The sequence below is a fragment of the Granulosicoccus sp. 3-233 genome, assembly GCF_052681095.1.
This window is the reverse complement of record NZ_JBQYLE010000021.1, coordinates 19,858-41,068: the sequence shown is the minus strand read 5'-3', so window position 1 is coordinate 41,068 and position 21,211 is coordinate 19,858. Positions and strand designations below refer to the sequence as shown.

At 52.7% G+C, this 21,211-nt stretch carries 14 protein-coding genes; 3 read left to right on the top strand and 11 right to left on the bottom strand.

The window, feature by feature from the left end; genetic code table 11:
• Window positions 1-124: 124 nt before the first annotated feature.
• The 5 genes from ACUNV4_RS29050 to ACUNV4_RS29030 all read right to left on the bottom strand — a co-directional run bounded on the left by ACUNV4_RS29050 (window position 125) and on the right by ACUNV4_RS29030 (window position 10,249).
• Window positions 125-1,165 carry an MraY family glycosyltransferase gene (locus ACUNV4_RS29050; protein ID WP_430882176.1) on the bottom strand — a complete coding sequence of 347 codons (1,041 nt, stop codon included), beginning with the start codon at window positions 1,163-1,165 and terminating at the stop codon, window positions 125-127.
• 1,635 nt (window positions 1,166-2,800) lie between these two features.
• Window positions 2,801-4,912 (bottom strand): calcium-binding protein, encoded by a 2,112-nt coding sequence (locus ACUNV4_RS29045; protein ID WP_430882175.1) that lies wholly within the window; start codon window positions 4,910-4,912, stop codon window positions 2,801-2,803.
• A 264-nt stretch (window positions 4,913-5,176) separates the two neighbouring features.
• Window positions 5,177-7,288, bottom strand: coding sequence for a hypothetical protein (locus ACUNV4_RS29040; protein ID WP_430882174.1), 2,112 nt, complete (start codon window positions 7,286-7,288; stop codon window positions 5,177-5,179).
• Between the two features lie 479 nt (window positions 7,289-7,767).
• The gene (locus ACUNV4_RS29035) at window positions 7,768-9,072 is read right to left on the bottom strand and encodes a glycosyltransferase 87 family protein (protein ID WP_430882173.1); all 1,305 of its coding nucleotides are present in this window, start codon (window positions 9,070-9,072) and stop codon (window positions 7,768-7,770) included.
• Window positions 9,073-9,199: 127 nt separating this feature from the next.
• Window positions 9,200-10,249: a glycosyltransferase family 2 protein gene (locus ACUNV4_RS29030; RefSeq protein ID WP_430882172.1), complete on the bottom strand. Its 1,050-nt coding sequence runs from the start codon at window positions 10,247-10,249 to the stop codon at window positions 9,200-9,202.
• 300 nt (window positions 10,250-10,549) lie between these two features.
• Here ACUNV4_RS29030 and ACUNV4_RS29025 point away from each other — a divergent pair, with 300 nt between their 5' ends.
• Entirely contained in the window at window positions 10,550-11,443 is an 894-nt protein-coding gene (locus ACUNV4_RS29025) for a ChbG/HpnK family deacetylase (RefSeq protein ID WP_430882171.1), read from the top strand.
• Complete coding sequence (locus ACUNV4_RS29020; protein ID WP_430882170.1) at window positions 11,385-11,882, top strand: GtrA family protein; 498 nt, start codon at window positions 11,385-11,387, stop codon at window positions 11,880-11,882. Before ACUNV4_RS29025 ends, ACUNV4_RS29020 begins: the two co-directional genes overlap by 59 nt.
• Window positions 11,883-11,948: 66 nt before the next feature.
• Here the strand turns inward: ACUNV4_RS29020 and ACUNV4_RS29015 are convergent, their stop codons facing one another.
• The 6 genes from ACUNV4_RS29015 to ACUNV4_RS28990 form a co-directional block, all read right to left on the bottom strand.
• The gene (locus ACUNV4_RS29015; protein ID WP_430882169.1) at window positions 11,949-13,628 is read right to left on the bottom strand and encodes a 6-pyruvoyl-tetrahydropterin synthase-related protein; all 1,680 of its coding nucleotides are present in this window, start codon (window positions 13,626-13,628) and stop codon (window positions 11,949-11,951) included.
• A 108-nt stretch (window positions 13,629-13,736) separates the two neighbouring features.
• Window positions 13,737-14,906 carry a glycosyltransferase family 2 protein gene (locus ACUNV4_RS29010; protein ID WP_430882168.1) on the bottom strand — a complete coding sequence of 390 codons (1,170 nt, stop codon included), beginning with the start codon at window positions 14,904-14,906 and terminating at the stop codon, window positions 13,737-13,739.
• A 7-nt stretch (window positions 14,907-14,913) separates the two neighbouring features.
• Window positions 14,914-16,080: a glycosyltransferase gene (locus tag ACUNV4_RS29005; protein ID WP_430882167.1), complete on the bottom strand. Its 1,167-nt coding sequence runs from the start codon at window positions 16,078-16,080 to the stop codon at window positions 14,914-14,916.
• Window positions 16,081-16,084: 4 nt separating this feature from the next.
• Window positions 16,085-17,434, bottom strand: coding sequence for an NAD(P)/FAD-dependent oxidoreductase (locus ACUNV4_RS29000; protein WP_430882166.1), 1,350 nt, complete (start codon window positions 17,432-17,434; stop codon window positions 16,085-16,087).
• A gap of 2 nt (window positions 17,435-17,436) precedes the next feature.
• The gene (locus ACUNV4_RS28995; RefSeq protein WP_430882165.1) at window positions 17,437-17,850 is read right to left on the bottom strand and encodes a GtrA family protein; all 414 of its coding nucleotides are present in this window, start codon (window positions 17,848-17,850) and stop codon (window positions 17,437-17,439) included.
• 933 nt (window positions 17,851-18,783) lie between these two features.
• Entirely contained in the window at window positions 18,784-18,945 is a 162-nt protein-coding gene (locus tag ACUNV4_RS28990; protein WP_430882164.1) for a transposase, read from the bottom strand.
• A 404-nt stretch (window positions 18,946-19,349) separates the two neighbouring features.
• Here ACUNV4_RS28990 and ACUNV4_RS28985 point away from each other — a divergent pair, with 404 nt between their 5' ends.
• The gene (locus ACUNV4_RS28985) at window positions 19,350-20,462 is read left to right on the top strand and encodes a glycosyltransferase family 4 protein (RefSeq protein WP_430882163.1); all 1,113 of its coding nucleotides are present in this window, start codon (window positions 19,350-19,352) and stop codon (window positions 20,460-20,462) included.
• Window positions 20,463-21,211: the final 749 nt, after the last annotated feature.

The following is a 21,211-nucleotide window of genomic DNA, read 5'->3' as shown; positions in this document are numbered from 1 at the left end:
GAATCTGTTACGCCATTTGCCCTGACTTATCGGTTGATGGCACTCATGGAGTGTGCTGCCCAGACGATGACACGGCTATGACGATCAGCAACTGCGAAACCTCTACAAAACCGAGTGCGAACATCTAGTCCGCCTCAAGCACCCCACCCGTTGCAGCTTTGAAATATCGCTTGCCGATAACAAAGTGCACTAAAACCAAGGCCACAAACGCCCAGAACAACCAGGTCTCGTTATCCGCATTGGAGCCGTTGATGGTGCCTACCAAAACCAGAGCAGAATGCATGGCCAACATCGCCAGTACAGTCGAGTTCACTGTCAACTGCCGATTTCTCAACCGATGATGCAAATGGTCCCTACCCGCTTGAAAGGGAGAACGCTTTTCAAGAACTCGCCCCATCATGACCACCACCGTGTCCATTAACGGTAATCCGAACATCCAGCCAGCGGCCACGGGTGAAAGCGATCTAGCGCTTCCCTGAGTCATCTCAACCAGATACCAGACCAGAATCAATCCGAGCATCATGCTGCCGGAATCTCCCATAAATACGGCGGCTTTACGTCTTACCACTCGGCTGTTGTAGAAGAGAAAGGCCAGCAAGCTTCCAGTGACAACAAACAGTGTCAGTGCCGTGCTCGTATCGCCGTGCACGAGGGCCAGGACCCCCATGGAAGACAGAGTCATCGAAAGCAGTGAACCGGACAACCCATCCAGCCCATCGATCATGTTGATGGCATTGATCACTCCCACCGTACAGACAACGGTGAACAGCACCGACGCAACGTATCCGAATTCGACGTCTGTGCCCCCTAGTACCGCGCCAACAGATTCAATGCGCACATCACCCAGCACCACCATCAGCAGGGCAACAGCAATCTGGAAACACAATCGGCACCTGGCGGACAAATCCTTGAGATCGTCTACCACCCCCAGAACGACCAGAAGCAGACAGAGCGCCAGCAATAGCGGCGGCATCAGTTGTCCTTGAGTAAGCACTTCACCCACAGCCAGGGTCAGGAAGATGGCAATACCCCCCACCAGAGGCACCTCTCCGACATGTCGTTTTCGGGAATCCGGCTTGTCAGTCAATCCATGCTCTATGGCAAGTCTGCCCAGGAAGGGAATGACCGCCACGCAAAACACTGTCGTAAAGGCAACAATCAGCATCTGTAATCCCATATTTCAAAGACTTCCCTTGTCGTTCAAGGCCCCTGAATGAGGCCAATGGCGTACCGGTCACTTGTGGATGACCGAGGCTTCTTGCACTGCAAAATACAAAATCAGAAAACTATACAAACGACCAATCTCGATCGGTACGCTCGCTCGACACGCAGGGAGAAAGCTGAATATCTCTATTCAGATTCCATCAACACGTGAAAAAAATCAAACTCAAGTCGAAACAAAGTCTTATGCCCACAAGGACTTTGCAACACGATCTGAATTAATTGCTGGCGAGGGTAGCGAGGCCTACCCACAGCATCAAGGTAGGCATTCTTACCTATCAAAAATGGCGTTGCCGAAGCGGGTGAAAGATGTTGCCAGATATAACTATCCTTAGGTAGCAACTTTTTCTCGAATCGTGTAGCCCCCCCCCCACACAGCAGCAGCTCTGTCCATCCCAGGGCAGAGTCCTTGGGGAGCGTTGGTAACGAAAAGGAAGGTCAACACCTCCTCGAGATTCTGCAGCGATTCGGAAGGTTTGAGCTCATGTCATCAACTACGCCAGCCGGATGAGCTCAAGGCCAGCAGCAAGACTGCACAGTAGCCTTTGATGAGGGACTGAATGAACATGCTAGAGCATCCAGTGTTCAGAATATCCGATCAGGTTCCTCACTCCTCAGCCAGCCCCATGGCCAATGCGCCAAGCACTCTGACTCTTCAATGATGAGAACTGATATCAGCAAGTAAGATGATTGTCTCATTCACGCTGATGGCAGTGATACATTCTGAAACAACCGACTATCGCAGCGAATTCGACCAGAACAAGGTTGTACACATGAACAATTCATTGACCGTCCAGCGAGCCAGCGTGGACGTGCAGGAAAGCTACCGGACCCAGAAGAGATTTGAGCCGCACCCAAATGATACGAACGACAACCAGAAAACCACGAGATAAGCTGCTGGATAATACATGAAGTCAGAACACCAGAACATGGAAAACCAGCTACGCCCAAACCTCTCCGAGCTCATATGCATGCAGTGCATCAGTACCATCGCAGTGGCAACAAATTGCTGAATCCCTGTTCACGAACGTAAATAGACAACAAGTGGATAGCCTGTCGTTTTTAACAAGTACAGATCAAAGCAGCTACTTGTGCCATTTCAGATAAACACTTATTTAGGCCATGTCAAATTGGAAAGATTGTTGTGAAACACATCACACTCTTGATTGTGTTCCCTGGATTGCCACGATTGCCTTTCGCTATCAATCGATCCTCATCACCCTGGCAATCAGATTCGCAAACACCCGAGGGCTGACATAACCACTTCAGGCCAAGCCGTCAGCCGCACTTCCAGTTCCCACACCAACCCGCCATGGGAATCGCTCAGTAAACCCTCCCACTGCCGTGTCGCGCAGCGTTCGGCCGCCGACTGGAAAACCTGCCTGTCCAGCAGCCGGCGGGGGCTTTCCACAGAGGACACCGGTGGCTGCTCCCCTGAGGAGATTTTGCACAGGTCCCCAGCTATGGCGGAGCCGGTCAGCTCCAGTAGGGTTGCACCGAGACGACGTTGTTGCGATGAGAAGCCGTGAGATATCCCAGTTGCTGCTGAAGTCTATTCAGGCGCAGTAACAACAGACTTCTACGGCACCCCAGCCACGATTTCACAGTCTGGACCCGCAAAGTCCGAACCCCCTACACCACCGTCACATTCATCGGGGCCGCCCGGTCCGCCATACATCTTGTCGTTCTGCTGATCGCCCTTCAATATGTCCACACCGGTGTTGCCTCCCATGGTGTCATTCGACAGACCTCCGGACAGAAAGTCATCGCCTGAGCCTCCCGACATATTGTCTATACCGGGCCCGCCATAGAGCATGTCATTGCCCGCATACCCCTTGAGAATGTCGTTTCCATCACCGCCTACCAGCGTATCTTCGCCGTTATCGCCATTCAGTCGGTCGTTACCGGCAGAGCCCATCAGCACGTCATCGCCCGCACTGCCGAAGAGCACATCGTCACCGGCCTCTCCGTCGATATCATCGTCGCCGCCATTGCCCACCAGCCGGTCGTTGCCGCTGCCACCGCGAATCGTGTCGTTATGCGCCCCTCCGGTCACGAAATCGGCACCCGGCCCGGCATCTATCCAGTCCTGACCGTTGGCACCGTAGACTTCGTCATTCCCTTGCAAGGCGCACACGGTATCGTCGCCGCCCAGGGCCCTGATCACATCATTGCCGGGCGTGCCGAGTATCACGTCATTCCCCGGTGTGGGAGATTGTCCCATCGACAAGTCGACCGTTACTGTCAGCCCGTTGCACAGGTTCGCATTGCCGCCGCTGACGCCGACAACATTGCCAACCATACTGAGTTGATAGTTGCCCGTCGCATCGTATCCCGAGCTATCGTCGTAGACGATCAAGGTGTAACGACCAAGCACATTGAGCGTCCGTGTGAAACTCGCTGTCAAATAGCCCTCTGTTCCCGTTATATACGCGCCATCGGGGCCAAAAAGCTCCACACGGGGATACAGGGGACCTTCGTCCAGATCGGCAACGGTTACCGCAATGTTGACTCCGGCATTCACCGGCTCGAATGCATAGGTATCCAGGTCCCCCAGATCGATGAAACCCGTTTTGCTCTGGCCACCACTGATGCCATTGCCTTCATTGGCATCCGGAATTTTCGCCACATACAGGTCGAAGTTGCCGGTCTCAGCGCTTCCGGAACTGTCATCATAGGCAATGACCGTGTAATTACCTGCCACCTGCGCGCGCCGATAGAGGCCCGCAACCAGATAGCCTTCCCCTCCTGTCAGATAAGCCCCATCTGGGCCGAACAATTCAACGCGCGGGTAGAAAGGCGAACTGACCAGATCGTTGGAATCGGTCTCCGCCATTCTCACATACAGACTATCCCCAGCGTTCAGCGCGATATTGAATGACTCCAGTTCGGCTTTTTCCATGAACCCGCTGGTTTCGGTGACACTCTGCAGGAAACCGCCATCGGCAGTCCCCGGCGCTTTCGCAAAGTGAAGACTGTAATTACCGGTGGCATCGCTACCGGCACTGTCATCGAAGACCACCAAGGTATAGGAACCGGACACCAGCGCACGCCGGTAGAGGCGTGCGGCCTCATACCCCTCACTGCCCGTCAGGTATTCACCATTCGGCGCGTACAGCTCGATTCTTGGATAGAAAGGCGATGAAACAAATTCGTTGGAATCCAGATCTGCAACCGCCGCATAGAAACTCTCTCCAGCATCCAGATCAACGACATACGAATCCACGTCGCCCAGATCGATGCGATCTGTGATGACCCCATCATCAGACAGACTACCGCCCTCGTCCGCACCGGGTGCAACTGCGAAGTAGAAGTCATAGGTTCCGATTTCGTCCTGGCCCGAACTGTCGTCGAATATGCGTATCTCATACTCACCCGACACAGTGGCACGCCGATGCGCAGTGCCCACCAGATAGCCTTCACCGCCGGTCAGATAGGCCCCCGAAGGATCATACAACTCGATTCTGGGATAGAAGGGGTCGGAGACAAACTCTGTACTTTCGGTTTCCGCGACCCGCAATAGAAGACTGTCTCCCGCGTCCAGATCGATTTCATAGACATCAATCTCTCCGATGACGGAGATTGACGCGGAAATGAGTCCATCACCACCATTGAGCGTCACGGCCGCCGAGGTGAGTGGCCAGAAAGACAGGATTCCGTAAAGGGCGAAAACGTACCAACGGACAGTCAACTTTTTTGATGAGCCAGCGTCCATCTGCATACTCCTTTTCACGTTGCGAGAGTTCTCAGAGTTGCAGTCTCGCATAAATCGTAACCACAAATAAAATGGTACTTGTTACTGCGGGACAAAAAGGTCATCAGGCAATGTGATGTTCACAAGCCGTCCCCGGAAAATTTGCAGAATCGACGCAATGCTGCGCTGGATTCGGAAAGTGCCATTGATGACAGGGGCAGAACAGTCCGAGAGTCGATAGTCACAGGCCTTTGGCAGGAGTCAGGGCACTCCTGCCACGATTTCACAATCTGGACCCGCAAAGTCCGAACCCCCTACACCACCGTCACATTCATCGGGTCCGCCCGGTCCGCCATACATCTTGTCGTTCTGCTGATCGCCCTTCAATATGTCCACTCCGGTGTTGCCTCCCATGGTGTCATTCGACAGACCTCCGGACAGAAAGTCATCGCCTGAGCCTCCCGACATATTGTCTATACCGGGCCCGCCATAGAGCATGTCATTGCCCGCATACCCCTTGAGAATGTCGTTTCCATCACCGCCTACCAGCGTATCTTCGCCGTTATCGCCATTCAGTCGGTCGTTACCGGCAGAGCCCATCAGCACGTCATCGCCCGCACTGCCGAAGAGCACATCGTCACCGGCCTCTCCGTCGATATCATCGTCGCCGCCATTGCCCACCAGCCGGTCGTTGCCGCTGCCACCGCGAATCGTGTCGTTATGCGCCCCTCCGGTCACGAAATCGGCACCCGGCCCGGCATCTATCCAGTCCTGACCGTTGGCACCGTAGACTTCGTCATTCCCTTGCAAGGCGCACACGGTATCGTCTCCGCCCAGGGCCCTGATCACATCATTGCCGGGCGTGCCGAGTATCACGTCATTCCCCGGTGTGGGAGACTGCCCCATCGACAAGTCGACCGTTACTGTCAGCCCGTTGCACAAGGCTGTAGTGCCGCCATCATTGATACCGACCACGTTTCCAACCAGACTGAGCTGGTAATTGCCTGTCGCGTCATCTCCGGTGCTGTCGTCATAGACAATCAATGTGTAGCGGCCGACAACGTTCAGTGTGCTCGTGAAACTGGCCGTCAACGAGCCTTCCGCCCCGGTCACATAGGCTCCGTCAGGCCCGAACAATTCAACACGTGGACGAAGTGGACCATCGTCCAGATCGGCTACGGTTACTGCAATGTTGACACCGGCGTTCAGTGGTTGAAATGCATAGGTATCCAGGTCCCCCAGATCGATGAAATCTGCCAGAGTCTGCCCACCACTGATCCCGTTGCCTTCATTGGCGCCAGGCATCCTGGCCGCATAGAAATCGAAATTACCGGTTTCGCCATCTCCGGTACTGTCATCATAGGCAATCACCGTGTAATTGCCGGTGACAACGGCGCGGCGGTACAGGCTTGCCACCACCGAATCCTCCCCGCCAGCCAGATAGGAACCATCTGGACCAAAGAGCTCGACTCGAGGCCTGAAAGGCGAATTGAACAGTTCATTGGTATCCGTCTCTGCGACTCTGACATACAGACTGTCTCCGCCATTCAGAAACACATTGAATACCTCCAATTCGGCTCTCTCCATGAAGCCGCTGGTTTCCGTCACGTCCTGCAAAAAGCCACCATCAGCCACTCCCGGCGCTTTCGCAAAATGAAGGCTGTAGTTGCCAGTTGCATCGTTGCCGGTACTATCGTCATAGACCACTATGGTGTACGAGCCGGAAACCTGGGCACGACGGTAGACTCTGGCAGCCAGGCTGCCCTCCCCACCGCTCAGCAACTCCCCATTGGGTGCAAACAGCTCGATTCTGGGCCGCAAAGGCGATGACACCAGATCATCGGTGTCCAGATCTGCCATGCTGACGTAGAGACTGTCACCAGCATCCAGCTCGACAACATAGGAGTCCAGATCACCAAGATCTATCTGGTCAGTAATCACACCATCGTCAGGCAGACTCCCGCCTTCGTCTGCACCGGGGGCCACTACAAAATACAGATCGTATGAGCCGGTTTCGTCATTGCCACTACTATCATCGAATACACGTATCTCGTAGTCGCCAGACACAACAGCGCGCCTGAAGAGACTGCCTACCAACGAACCTTCGCCAGAGGCGATAAGGGTGCCTGAAGGATCATATAGCTCGACCCGTGGCCGAAACGGCGAGGAGACAAACTCTGTGCTTTCGGTGTCTGCAACATTTACAAACAGACTGTCTCCCGCGTCGAGATTGATGTCATACGTATCGATCTCACCAACGACAGATATCGACGAGGATAGCTGTCCATCGCCTCCCGTCAGAGTCATCGCAGAGGATATGCCTGGCCAGGCCAGCAGCATGAACAGAAGGTAGCGACAAGCAATTGATTGCAACGTTGTTATCCCATGCATCTGAGTTTTCCAATTGCCACCGCAAGTACCGGATTTCTGCAGTCTCTCACAAATCAGACGAATTTTTGCAACTGAAGCAACTGAAGCAACTGACGAGTAAATCTACGAGTCAAACATTTCGCACTGGCCCTGTCATCTCCATACGCGTCCGGTTCAATTATCTTGACCGAGCCGAGAGCGGTGCCGATGATCTGCATAGCTTTGATGGACTAACCAACAGTAGAGTGCAGTATATTTTCATCGATGATTGAGGGCACGACATCAATTGTTCGGTATCTGAAGCCCTCTGGGATAGCTATCGAGATTTGACTGTCAACCAGACTATCTGAAGGCAGAAGATGATGTAAGAATTTGTTTGCTCTTCCGTAAAATGCACCGAGCGCATTCACCCTGTAGTTTGCGTTGACAGGGAATTGCAGATGACATACCGATGCATCACCCCGTAGAGCGAACGATGCGCCCTACCTGTCAAACACATGCAGTGTAAAACGCGTCTTGCGCACATGCTCGGCAAACAAGACCAATAAAACCAGTAGTTGCAGCCACACAAAGTGAAATTGCAACAGCACTTGCTCAAACCAAGTCTCACCTGTCAGGAAGGGAACCAGGTGTCGATCCACCACTGCACCAAAAGCGGCTTGCCCGTTCACGATCGTCAGCAAGGGGACTGACAGCATCAACCAGGATGTCAGCGACGCTCTATCCCGGCTGATGACATAGACCGCCCAGGCAACGGGAAAGACAAGAAAGACGGCGCTGTAAAAACGGTGGTATACAACAAGGAGCCCCACCATGGCGATGATGGACAATTCTCTGAGAAAGGTTTCCCGAGAATCATCCTGTCCAACGGGTTTCGAAAACAACGTTCTGGCAAGAATGGGCAGGCAGATTGCGTACCCTGCCAGGCTGGCCCAGGTGGTGGACTTGAAAGCTGCGAAGAAACCGGCTTCCAGATGTGTCAACAGCTTCAGACTGGGGTTGAGTGCATTGATCTTGTTGAAATTATTCTCCTCCGAGGCCACGACTTCAGCCCACACCACCCACCACTCCGGGACCCGTAGCGTCAGAAGCGCAACGCATACCAGGATGATGAGCCCGCTGAGTACCAGAGAAGCAATAGCCAGCACTTTTCTGCCTCTGCAGAACAGGTAGATGCTGAACAGTCCGGCACTGGTCGGCTTCAATGTCATGGCAAGACCGAGCATGACAACCGAGGCGACACGCCTCTTTACAGACCAGACCCACAGCACCGACAACAACACAAGCAGCAACACCATATTGTCGAGCTGACCCTGTCTGATGCCCATGCGCGCTGGCCCCAGCAGCAGGCAAGCAACGATCAACATGGCCCCGTAGTAGGAATCCCAGCGCAACTTGGTCAGCTTCAGCAATACGGCGATGGACAGAAGAATACTGACGATATTCATCGCCAACCAGATCATCGAGGCTGTGTGATGCTCGATCAAGCCTATGGGAGTCAGCACGCCAAAAACGCCCGGAAGCGTAATCTGAACACCCATTCTGTTTGGAACGATGGGCCCGAGCACATCATGCAGTGGCGCCGCGAAGTACGGATTGCCCCCCTCCATGAACAGGCGCGTGCCGGCATAGAGGGTATTGAAGTCCATCATGCTCTGGTGCAGAGCGTTACTGATGCCGTTGAACCAGGTCAACAGCAATGCAACTACTGCCAGAAACAGCAGAATGCAGATTCTGAAGGGACCCGCGTGTACCAGTGCTCCATTCCGGACAACAGACGAAGTCATGGCACAACGAAGCTTTTCATGGTGATCAATTTGGCTATTCATTTACGACACGAGCAGTTCAGAGCAGTAATTCCGGAGCGGCGCATACCTGTGACAAGCATCTTCAACGCCTGGCCTTGACGATTCGTCAGGCAGTCTCCCTGCAAGAACGACGACTGAACTCGGTTGCTTCTGCTTCATCGACATTCTCCGCATGAGCTTCAAACTCTTCGACCGTATCCACCAGATAAACAGGCCTATTCTTCGATTCAATGAACAACCTGCCCAGGTACTCACCAATGATGCCGAGGGAGATGAGTTGAATCCCGCCGAAAAACAGTACAGTCACCATCAGTGAAGACCAACCATCGACCGGGTTCCCGAACACCAGTTTGCGGAAAACGATATTGGCAATGAACAGAAAACTGAATAGCGAGATGAACGCACCAATATACGTCCAGACACGCAGTGGTAGCGAGGAGAAACCGATTACGCCGTCCAGCGCGAAATTCCAAAGCTTCCAGTAGTTCCAGCTGGTATTGCCTGCTGCGCGCGGCGCTCGGTGGTAGGGGACCGCCTTGGTTTTGAAACCAACCCAGGAAAACATGCCCTTCATGAATCGGTTCTTTTCTTCCAGACTGAGTACCGCATCGATCACCTTGCGATCCATCAGGCGAAAGTCACCCACGTTCTCCGGAATCTTGTCGCGAGAAAGCTTGTTGAATATGTAGTAGAAAAGGACCGATGTATTTCGCTTCATCGGGGTGTCGCAGCCTCTGCTCTCACGAACTCCGTACACCATGTCATGGCCGTTTTTCCATTCGACAATGAACTGATCGATCACTTCGATCGGATCCTGCAGATCGACATCTATCGGCACAGCCGCATCACCCTTGGACATGGCGAGCCCGGCTGTCATCGCAGCCTCTTTACCAAAGTTTCTGGACAAGTCGACCAAACGCATTGGACAACTCGATGGGAAGGCCTTGATGACTGACAGCGTATTATCGCTGCTGCCATCATTGACAAAGACGAGCTCGAAGTGTGTATCACTTCTCCGCACCATGGCGTTGACCTGCGCCATGAACAAGCCGATCGCAGCCTCCTCGTTATAAACGGGGACGATGAGAGATACCAGAGGCGACCGTAAGCGACTGCTGATCGTCGTGGCTTGATTGATTGAGCGTCTACCCGTCATTGACAACGTTATTTCTCAATATTGTGGATTGCTTTGAACCTGTCCTGCACATTCACAATCTGTAACCAGATTCTCTCATAACCAGACTTGGCAGGTGAGCAGAATTGGTGTAAACGTACTACGAAGGACACTAACTGTGATACTGCTTGCACTACTAGTTTGCCGATACTGGACTATTGTCTAGTATGAGCGTGCGCCTGAAAGCGATCATTGCCTGAAGTGGTAAAATTTCCCTATTTGGCGAGCGCTAGCGCGGTATGCAACAGCCGTGTATTTCGACTTTATCCGGAGAGTGTCAGCTTGAATCCCAGCAAACGCTGCACCATTCTGTGTGCGGATGATTTCGGACTGACGTCGGAAGTGTCGCGAGCCATTGAAGAACTGGCACGAAGCAGAAAGCTCTCAGCCACCAGCGTCATGACCAACCTGCCCGACTGGGACGAGTGCCGAACTCAACTGCCGACTCTTCGAAATGACATCGCTGTCGGCCTGCACTTGAACCTCACAACCGGTGAGCCACTGTCATCCTTGCGCAGGCAATTACCCGAGGGTCGCTTTCAATCTCTGAACACTGTACTGCTGACATCACTGGCCAGACGGTGGAATGAAGCGCTGCTGCGCGAGGAAATCCAGGCGCAACTCCAACGATTCGAAGAAGCGGCCGGCAACCCGCCCGACCATGTTGACGGTCACCAGCACGTTCACATATTTCCGGTTGTGCGTCCGATATTCCTGCAATGCCTGCAGGAGCGTTACGGGAATCACCCGATACTGTTCCGCAACCCATCTCCCGATTGGCGCGCTGTCGTGAATTCGCCGGGTTCAAGGCTCAAATCGACGCTGATAAAGGCGCTGTCAACCGGAACCGGCAATGCGGCAGCGGCGGCGGGATTCCATACAAACGACTCCTTCGCCGGGTTTTCTTCCTTTCATACCGAAGTACCGTTCGAAAAAGAACTGAAACAGGCACTCACGTCAGGACAGGGGCTGCATATGGTGATGTGCCATCCGGGCTACATTGATGACCAGATCGCTCTGTATGATTCCGTGGTAGAACGACGCGAGGATGAAAGAGCCGCCATGATGGCCATGCCTCTGGAACATGACATCTGGTACCCGGTGCGAGACACGACGAATGGCACTATTGCGTGGGATGACGTTTGCAGCGATAGCCGTGGTAGCAAGCAGTCATGACAATGAGCCCCTCAGCCGTATCAGCGATGAAGACAGTCTCATGAATCTCACCCCGCGTGCGCGCCACATGGCAGCGTTTCTATCTTGCGGACTGCTGGCCACCGCTACGGATATCCTGATCTATCAGCTGTTGCACGGTGTTCTGCAGACGCCGCCCTCAATCTCTCGATTGTTCAGCGTTGGGCTTGCCATGGTAGTGGGATGGTTGGCACATCGCAGGTTCACATTCGAGATCAAGACTCCGCCTGTCCTGCGTGAATTCATCACCTATGCCGGCGTGGCCTGGATTTCCGTCAGTGTCAATTATGTGTGCTTTCTGTTTGCCCTGTACCTGATTCCGAGCTTACCCGGCTCGGTCGCCATCATTTTCTCATCGGCGGTAGCCATGGTCGTGTCCTACCTGGGCATGCGCTTCGGCGTCTTTCGCAATGCCAACTGACATCTCGCAAGCTTGTGATAGCTCGTTAGCTCGTTAGCTCGTTAGCTTTCGGGGCAAACCTACGGTTTACGACTCGATGGTCTGCGTTCGCCCACCCTGCTTTCCACGCGATATCAGCATCAGAGATATCAGGATAACAATGCCAGCCATCAGGCTTATGCGATTTCCCCACGTCACTGCCTGAAACTCGTCTCGAACCAGCAAGACGCTATTCGTGTTCTGTAGCGGTACATAGGTAACCAATCCTTCCGTGTTCTGTACGGAACCACTTGCATTATTACCGTCAGCAGTCGCCAGCCGCCAATGGCCGAAGTACTGCCGGGCAAACTGATACTCGTGACCCGCCTCAAACAGCGCGGTAACTTCCATCGTGTTTTCTGTCCATTGGATAACCGAGTAATCGACATCGACATCACTCGTCACCTTCTCGAAATCCAATGGCTCTTTACTATCAGGCAGGAGTTTAGCCAGTTCTGACAGACGGTACTCCGGAGCGTCATGTGAGCGTTGAATGCTGGCCAGATTGCCCTTTGTGGTAAATCCGTTCTGCGCACGACTGCCACCGACTACCGATGCCAGAACCAGCCAGACCAGGACCACTACCAGCATCACGCTTCTGATCACGCCCGCCCCCTTGTTCAGACGATGGCTCACGCGATCGAATACGAAGGCCATGGCTATGCAGGCAAAGAACGTCAGCGCCGTAGTGTAACGCCACGGAAACTGCATGCGTTCCAAGGGAGAGAACAAGCGGTATACAGGCGCGCTCACCTCAAACAGCATGAACGTACAAACCAGAGCGCAGGCGGTGAAGAACATGGGGAGTATCCTGTCCTTGCCTGACAACCACACGACCACCAGCCATCCGAGCAATGAGATGACTGCCGAGACGAGAATGGCTGCCAACGCCAGCAACGCAATCTGTGGGACCGGACTGACCGGTCGCTTGAACAGGAAGCTGTCGTACACCACGAAAAGGTCCCACCCTGCACTGGCAGAGTTCTCCACCAGCAGAGCCGGCAGGATATAGAAGCAGGACAGAGCAAGCCCCAGAAACGTGGCAATCGAGTACACCAGGAGCCACCTGATACGTTCAAGGCTGCGCAGCGCATCGAGCAAGCGGAAGGAGAACGAAAACGGCAGGATGATCATGGCAACCAACGGGTGTGTCAGCACTATCAGCGCCGTACTGAGTGCAGTGATCACGAATACACGACGAACCGACTGACCCAGGTGTACACCCACCAGAAACAGATAAGGTATGACCGAAATACTCGCCAGCTCGGCAATGTCCCCCCGAAGGTACAGATCAATCACGATTCTGTATGGCACTACCAGGAAGACGATGACCGCAAACAGGCTCGCCCCTCTTGACAGATAAGCCCTGCAGAACAGGAAGGTTCCCAGCGCACCGATCACGGCCATCAGCAACGCATTGACAGCCATCACGTAGTGTCCGTGAGTCAGCGGGTCGATGAACAGGCTGACTGCGGAGGCCAGATAATATGACGCAGGTGGGTAATAGTAGAACGATGGACCACCCAGGCCGCCAGACATCTCCGCGAGCCAGCGTGGGTACAAGTCACCACCTTTGAGCTGCGTGGAGAAGTGATACAACCACTTCAGGTGATAAGAAGCATCATGTCCACGCGGGTAGCCGGAAACGAGTAGCGGTACGTGGGTGATTACACTCAGGAGCACCATGACCAGTATGAAACGAAGCCAGTCAGCAGGGCGATCAGACACCGACTGTTGCAATGAGATCAATTGGCGCCAGAACGATCTCGCAGGTTCCTGAGGCGCGGTGCCTCGATCAGCTGACATCATTTACGCAAGTCATATCCATTTTTCCACTCATGTCACTTCTTCCTGTTCCTTCCGACTCTTGCCTGATCCTGACGCCCGCTCCGAATTGCTGATGGAGCTACCCGTTTCCCGACCTTTCGACCTGTTCTCAGAGCTCTTCGCTGCCCTGCCGGACGAACTCTGACCAGACTCGATGCCAGGCTCAAGGCCTGTTTCAAGAGCCGTGCTTTCCGCGACACTCAATGCGGATTTTTCTCTGTCAGCACTCGATTCGTTTGCCGGTGGCACACCAACCTCATCGGCAACGATATACAAGGGCCTTGCCTTCCCTTCTTCGTAAATCCTTCCGATGTACTCACCGATCATCCCCAGAGACATCAACTGCACACCACTGAACAGCATGATGGACACTACAATGGTGGGATAGCCGGGCACATCAATACCGAACACCAGAGTCTCGAACACCAGAATGGCGGCGTAGATGAAACTGATCACGGATATGACCAGGCCCAGGTATGACCATACCCTCAGAGGGAGCGTCGAGAAGGAGACCAGACCGTCGGTGGCAAACCTCAACAAGGTGGCTGCGTTGAACCGGGACTCCCCGGCTTCCCTTGGCGGAATATGAAACGGAACCCCAATGGCACGAAAACCGATCCACGAATACAGGCCTTTGGTAAAGCGAGCGCGCTCCGGCATGCTGTTCAGTGCATCGACAGCCTTTCTATCCAACAGACGATAGTCCCCTGCCCCTTCCGGCAGATGAGTGCCTGACAGGCGTTCGAAAACCTTGTAGAAGGCGCGAGAGGAAGAACGCCTCAGAAGACTATCGGCATCCCGATCCACTCGCTGCCCATAGACCATCTGGTAACCGTCCTTCCAGAGACCGACAAACTGTTGAATCAATTCAGGAGGATGTTGCAGGTCTGCGTCCATGATCACGACTGCGTCACCGGTAGCTCGCTGCAGACCGGCGGCTATGGCAATCTCCTTGCCGAAATTGCGACTGAAGCTCAACAGCCCGACACGCGCTTCCGCTGCGTGCAAGTCCTCAATTTGTCCGACGGTGTCGTCCTTTGAACCGTCGTCGACGAAAATGATATTCCAGCTCAACCCCAGGCCTTCCAGAACCGGTACCAACGCCTTCATCAGCGGCTTGATATTCGCCGACTCATTGTATGCGGGCACTACCACGGTCAGTTGGGATTGAGTTGTCATGAAGGCCTCACACGATAGCGACTGGTGCCGATTTGCTGGGTTTTGACAGGGAAAATCCGAGGCGATTCCAGGTGTAGTACGAGTGCAGGAAGTAGTTGCCTACCGCAGCGAAGGCGACACCAACCATGTACACCAGATACAGAGTTGCGAGGCCTTCTCGCATGAAAGGGAAATTGGTCAGCAGCATCTGCACGACCGACAGTTGCACCACAAGACCGTAGCAACACACCAGTTGGTACAACAGCAGACCCATGAAGAAGTTTCGACCACGAAAAGTCATGGGCGTGAAGGTAAAGAAGTTGTTGGCAAAGTACGTCCACACGATGGCCAGTTCCACACCCAGGACGACCGCCAACGGGATGGACATGCCCAGACCCTGTGCCAGCGCAAAGCCGAAGAAATTGACCAGCGATCCACTGATCCCCACAAGTCCGAACTTCACGAACTGGTTCGGTACCAGCCAACCGAAGCGCAGATCCACCAACGCCAACAAGTATTCCAGCGCAACCGACGCATTGAGCTTGGTTTCACCGTGGATACGGTTGCGAAATTCATAGCCGACTTCGCAGACACGAGGCGATTCTCCACGCGCCAGAAATTCAAGCAGGATCTTGAAACCCTGCGGGTTCACCTTGTCGATGGTCTGCTGAAAGTAGTGACGCGACACGGCAAAGTAGCCACTCATTGGATCGAGTACCAGCTCACCCATCATCACATTCGCCAACCAGCGGGCCCCACTGCTGACCAATTTGCGATTGGCAGACCAGTCGCCGTAGCCTCCGCCTTCGGCTTCTCGACTACCAACACAGATATCGTAGTCTTCACCTGCAATTCGCTTGAACATGGTAGGCAGGATCGTTTCGTCGTGCTGCAGATCCGCATCCATCACAGCCAGGCAATTACCCCGAGACTCGAGCATGCCCGTGGTCACGGCGCTGGACAGCCCTTTGCGATCCAGCCTGCGAATCACCTGTACACGCTTGTCTTTCAGACCGAGTTGCTCGACTACCTTCCAGGTCAGATCTGGACTGTCGTCATCGACCACGATGATCTCGTAGTCTATTCCGTTCAGAACATCTGCCAATCGGCCCAGCAGCAACTGAATGTTCTCCGACTCGTTGTAGGTCGGAATGATGACGCTGAGGTCGCAGGATTGAGCGGCCGGTTGAGTCACGCTCTCAGCTCTCCTTGTAGGCCAGTGATTCTTCCAGCAGATCAGCCATCCTCACGCCGTCTCGAACCGCATAGTTGGTGCCTCTGTCCATGGGAAAAATCTGCGAAAAATTACATAGAAAAACGCCGGGGCATGGCGTTTGATAGTCGACAATCTTGTTCTCGAATCCCACATCGACGATATGTTGTGCGTTCTTGAACCGGAAGACGTGGCTTTCAATGACTGAATCCCGCTCGAAAGCCGGGAACATCTCCCCCAACGCCTTGAACCAGTGCTCCCGCAGTTCATCCTCGGATTGATTCATGTAAGGGTGTTCGCCAGGGATGTAGTCTCCGATGTAGTAGACGTGTTTTCCGTCGAACTTTTCCGTGCCAATCAGACTGGTCAGGCTCAGAAAGACGACGAATGGCGAGTTGGGTGTATTGATGTTGTGCCAGTAGTAGTCACTGATGGGCTTGTCTGTCGCGAACAGCAACACAGCCGCATCCAGATAGTCGATGGAATTGAGCCTTTCGAAGTATTCCGGCGCGTCTGCCTTGAAATCACCGAGCAACCGGTCTGCGACATTGCACGGAACGGTCATCAATACCTGGTCGAACTCGCGGGTCTGTTCACCGACGGTAATGGACACCGTGCCATCTGCTTCGTTTCTGCTCAGCTTAGACACGGGCGACGAGGTTTCGATGCTTCCACCTGCGCTGTTGATGCGCTTTTCCAGCTCGTTGCTCAGTGTGATGAAACCGCCCTCGATATAGCCCAGCGCTTCACCACCGAGTTGCTTGTCGCGGCTTTCCACTCGCTGCTTGATACGGCCCCAGAGCCAGCACATTGTGACCTTGTCGTAGTAGCGATCGAATTTGCCACGCATCAGTGGCTCCCAGATGACATCCACCACCTGTTGGCCGGCGAATTTCCTGAGCCAGTCCATCGCACTGATCTTTGTCAGCCCATCCCAGTTGCGCACCTTCTGCAGATACAAGACCGAGACGCCCGCACGAATACGGTTGATGAAACTCAGAGGCTTGAATCGAATGAGATCCAGTGGGCTTTCCATTGGATACAGCACACCATCGTAATAGGTGGATACTGACGACTTGTGGTACGTCAGCTGATCGCGCAATCCCAGCTCATCCAGCGCCTTGAGCATGTACTCGTCTGTCTTGTACAGGAAGTGGTACGCCTTCTCCACCGGTTGGCCGAGCAATTCGCAGCCTCCCGCCAAACCACCAACGGTATCACCCGCCTCCAACACCGTGACGGTTGCCCCTTTCTGCGAAAGCTTCCAGGCCGCGGTCAAACCCGTAAAACCACCGCCCACGATGGCAACGCGAGTGCCGGTCATTGACTTTTGCATGTTCACTCTTTGAAGGAAATTCTGGAATTCAGGAAAAATTGGAAGAAGAATACGGCTGGCAGCGATAGCAGTTTACCGACCGTTCCACCGAATCCGGTGTAGGTGACCACTAGCCAGATGATTAGTGCGCCCAGACCATAGCCCAGTGCAACGATTGTCGAGAACGACAGCAGGCGGCTCAGGATTCGGTCGGTAGTGCGGAAATTGAAGACTGCGTTGCACGTGAAGCTGTACAGCGCCGATACCGGTATCGATATGGAGTGCGCGACCAACGCGGAAGTACCGAGCCATTCGTATAGCAGGATGAACAGACCGACGTCGATTGCTGATGCGACGCCACCGATGAGAAAATACATCAGCAGCTTGTTGTTCAGTACCGATTGTTTCCAATCGACAGTTTCTTGCCCGGTATTCACTAAATATATGATCCTTTGTTACAACGTTGCCGAGTGTGAAGCCAGCATTCGTTGTTTGCAGCGCCACTGTCATCCAACAGTGGAGTATTCCTTTTTGAGGACGCAAATTGTATAGAATAATGACTTCAAAAGCCTGCCTGCGAACGCACACTTCCATGAAGTTTGTTCAGCACAAGCGACAAGTACGGATCTGCCATCTTGACAAAAGCTACAGAAGTTGTTGCCAGAGCAAGAATTCAGACGCAGTTCTCCCTCTTCGCAATACTCGAAGCTTGCATACTTCCAATCGTGGAAGACGTTACCAAAACGTCCCCCAGCTTGACTTGCGCTGCATTTGAACCTTGCAGTAGCACCCTCCACGCGTCAGAGTGGTAATTTGCCCCTGCAAAAGCAAACAATTTTACCGATGGCGGTTTCATTCATGGATGAGACAAACTCAGGCATCGAGGTATGGATGACTACAGGGTGACATCAGTTGGATTGTAAAAGCACATGATTAGTGTCTGAACAAAAGCTATCGAGCCAGACTAGCCATAAAATCCAAGCGGCCTTGCAGACGCATAGGCGGTAAAATTATCGAATAGCTACCACGAGCAATCGTAGCTTTGCATGCTGTCATGAGTGCTTGCAGGCGCGATATACAATCTCGAAGCAGCAAGCACATGCAGAGGTGGACCCCAATCATTGGACAGCCCAGGAAAAGACCGGAACTCGATCGTATGGATTCGCCAAAGTTGTTGTTGCACAAAGACTTCAAGTAATCCCTGAATTTGGCACTAACAGACGCGAGCATTTGCATGGCTATATCCTGATTTTGCAGCAATTTGAGCGCCGGTTGATGCTACTGGACAAGGACTTATCGATGTAGTCAGCAGGTTGGGAAGTGACGAGGGACTTGTGCAGGGATATCCACGTCACCGATGGAGTGGAAGTTCATGTCGGCAAGGCGCCCAAGTGACGGAAACCACTAGCGCGATTCTTCAGGGTCCCGGCTGTGCGGCTGACACCTTCGCTGATCGCGTTCGTCGGCCACAAGTCGCTGTAGGCAATCACTGCATCGAGACGCTTTCGCACTGTCAAGACAAACCGATGCATCGATTCGATTTCAACTACCCGATACCGCTACGAAATCGTTGCGAAAAGCGGATTCAACCGAGAAAAAGGTGCAAGCAGTGTCCCGAGATGAAGGGCAACTACGTTGATTGGCACCGCTCTGATAAGTAGCACCTATGCACGGCGCGCTGCAATTTTGAGACTAAACCAACCATCTCTGTGCATATCACTGATCAAGCAACCTGCCTTCACGTACGTGGCGAACTCTCTTCCAGATATAAAACAGGCGGTCCATCCCCCGACTTTTGGCTCACCACACGCTTATCTCCATAAATAAATCTTGTACACTACTGGATTGAGCAGGTAGCAATACGACACAACGGTGAGAATGCGTGATTAATGTAACTATGCTGGTTTTCAACAGTGTATATAGAGACAGCCGAGTATTGAAGGAAGCAGAAAGCCTTGAAAAGAACGATTGTGAAGTTACAATTCTTGGGCTCGAAGACTCTCGTGAAATTCCTTCTCGAAATTTCTCATTCGATATTTCACTGATTCACCTGAAATCACGAAAGTATCGTTCTAAAATATTCCTGCCATTGAAGTTTGCAGAATTGATATTCAGAAACTACCAATTCCTGATGCAACAGGACGTACATGTTATTCACTGCCACGACATCAGTCCGATGTTCGTTGCCTGGCTGGTATCTCTAAGAAAGAAGATACCTATCGTGTACGATTCACACGAACTGGAATACGACCGAAACTTATCAAGCAAGGCTCTTAAATTATTCAACCGCTACTATGAAAAGTTATTAATCGGGAAGGCGTCTCAAATAATTGTTTCAGAAGGCGCATTTAGAGCAGAGGTAATGCATGACGTGCACAGGCTACATGCGCCAGTAACCTACGTCAGAAATTGTCCACCACGAGTCACGGACAAAGACCTCATCCAGATCAACCTCAAGGAAAAACTTGGAGTCCCTGAAAACTCACGAATCTTGCTTTATGTTGGAAACATAGGGCCTGGTAGAGGAACGATTCAAACACTGGAATCGCTCTTACACCTTCCGAAAGAAGTCATATTGGTAGTAATAGGCACTGTTCAAGATAATGGTGTATTCAATAAAACGAAAAATGAACTTGGACTTGACGATCGTGTATTTGCAATCGGACCATTTCCGTACAAGGAATTGATAAGATATACAACTTCTGCTGACATAGGCTTGTGTCTTTATGAAAACACATGTTTGAGTTACTACCACTCTACCCCAACAAAATTGTTCGACTATATTGCTGCTGGAGTGCCGCCATTAACCAGCAACTTTCCAGCGATGAGCGAAATAGTCGAGAACAGCCCGGATGGGGAGATTGGTGTTACAGTTAGTCCCGAGAACCCAGTCGACATCGCCCAAGGAATAAAGATAATTCTTGACTGGGACAACGAGAAACTAGGCATCGTCAAAGGGAGAATGAAAAAACTCCATCTTTCTCAATTCAACTGGGATGAGCAAGAGAAGAATCTGATTTCTGTCTATGAAAATTTTCGCGATCAATAGCTTCGACCGTCAGAGAAAGGTGAGCCAACCTGAATATTTCACCACACTGGACAATACAGTGTTGTTCCTTCGACCTGATTGGTTGTCGTGATTTTGTACCTTGTTTATACCATTCTGCAACCCATCAATCATCCACGACCTACCTTCCTCAATAGGCAGTCAGCTCGTTCCGCTGGTCTATGAACATGTTGCCTGAGGTCATTGAATGGCGGGTAGAAAGTCGATTTTCTTAAGGCATACGCTGCTGAGTCGAAGCTCGATTCGGCGCGTGTTTCTCAGTACCACCGTACCGATGTTGATCACGCGTTGACTCAGGGTTCATACTCGAATTTTGGCAAGAGAAGTACCTAAGCATTTGACCTGTCTGATGCCTACCAGAGCACAACCGAGCTCGACAGAAAACGACGAAAATTATTGAACAAATAGGAAGTTCGACTACAACTTGCCACTGAAACAGAGATAACTGACGTGATTCAACCGGTTTGGGGATGTTCAGTATAACCGTTCACGACATCAGGCGTGCGCTCTCAGGCACCTAACCAACCGTCAGTGCATCAGCCGGCTGCCCTCTCTTGGGACGATATCATTTGACGATCCGCCAGATGCAAGGCTATCTGCAGATGCACGGCAATTTCGCTTCAGCATCGGGCCAACTCCCAGACACAAGACAAGAAAACACAGGCACTGACCGAGCCCTTTCGTCAAACTGGAAATTATGTGCGCAGTCGACCCGTGGCTCATACCGATGA

Bases quoted from the DNA above. Each gene is read 5' to 3' on its own strand.
- ACUNV4_RS29050 (WP_430882176.1), bottom strand. From the start codon at position 1,165: ATGCTGATTGTTGCCTTTACGACAGTGTTTTGCGTGGCGGTCATTCCC.
- ACUNV4_RS29035 (WP_430882173.1), bottom strand. From the start codon at position 9,072: ATGACTTCGTCTGTTGTCCGGAATGGAGCACTGGTACACGCGGGTCCC.
- ACUNV4_RS29030 (WP_430882172.1), bottom strand. From the start codon at position 10,249: ATGACGGGTAGACGCTCAATCAATCAAGCCACGACGATCAGCAGTCGC.
- ACUNV4_RS29020 (WP_430882170.1), top strand. From the start codon at position 11,385: ATGGCACTATTGCGTGGGATGACGTTTGCAGCGATAGCCGTGGTAGCA.
- ACUNV4_RS29010 (WP_430882168.1), bottom strand. From the start codon at position 14,906: ATGACAACTCAATCCCAACTGACCGTGGTAGTGCCCGCATACAATGAG.
- ACUNV4_RS29000 (WP_430882166.1), bottom strand. From the start codon at position 17,434: ATGCAAAAGTCAATGACCGGCACTCGCGTTGCCATCGTGGGCGGTGGT.
- ACUNV4_RS28990 (WP_430882164.1), bottom strand. From the start codon at position 18,945: ATGCATCGGTTTGTCTTGACAGTGCGAAAGCGTCTCGATGCAGTGATT.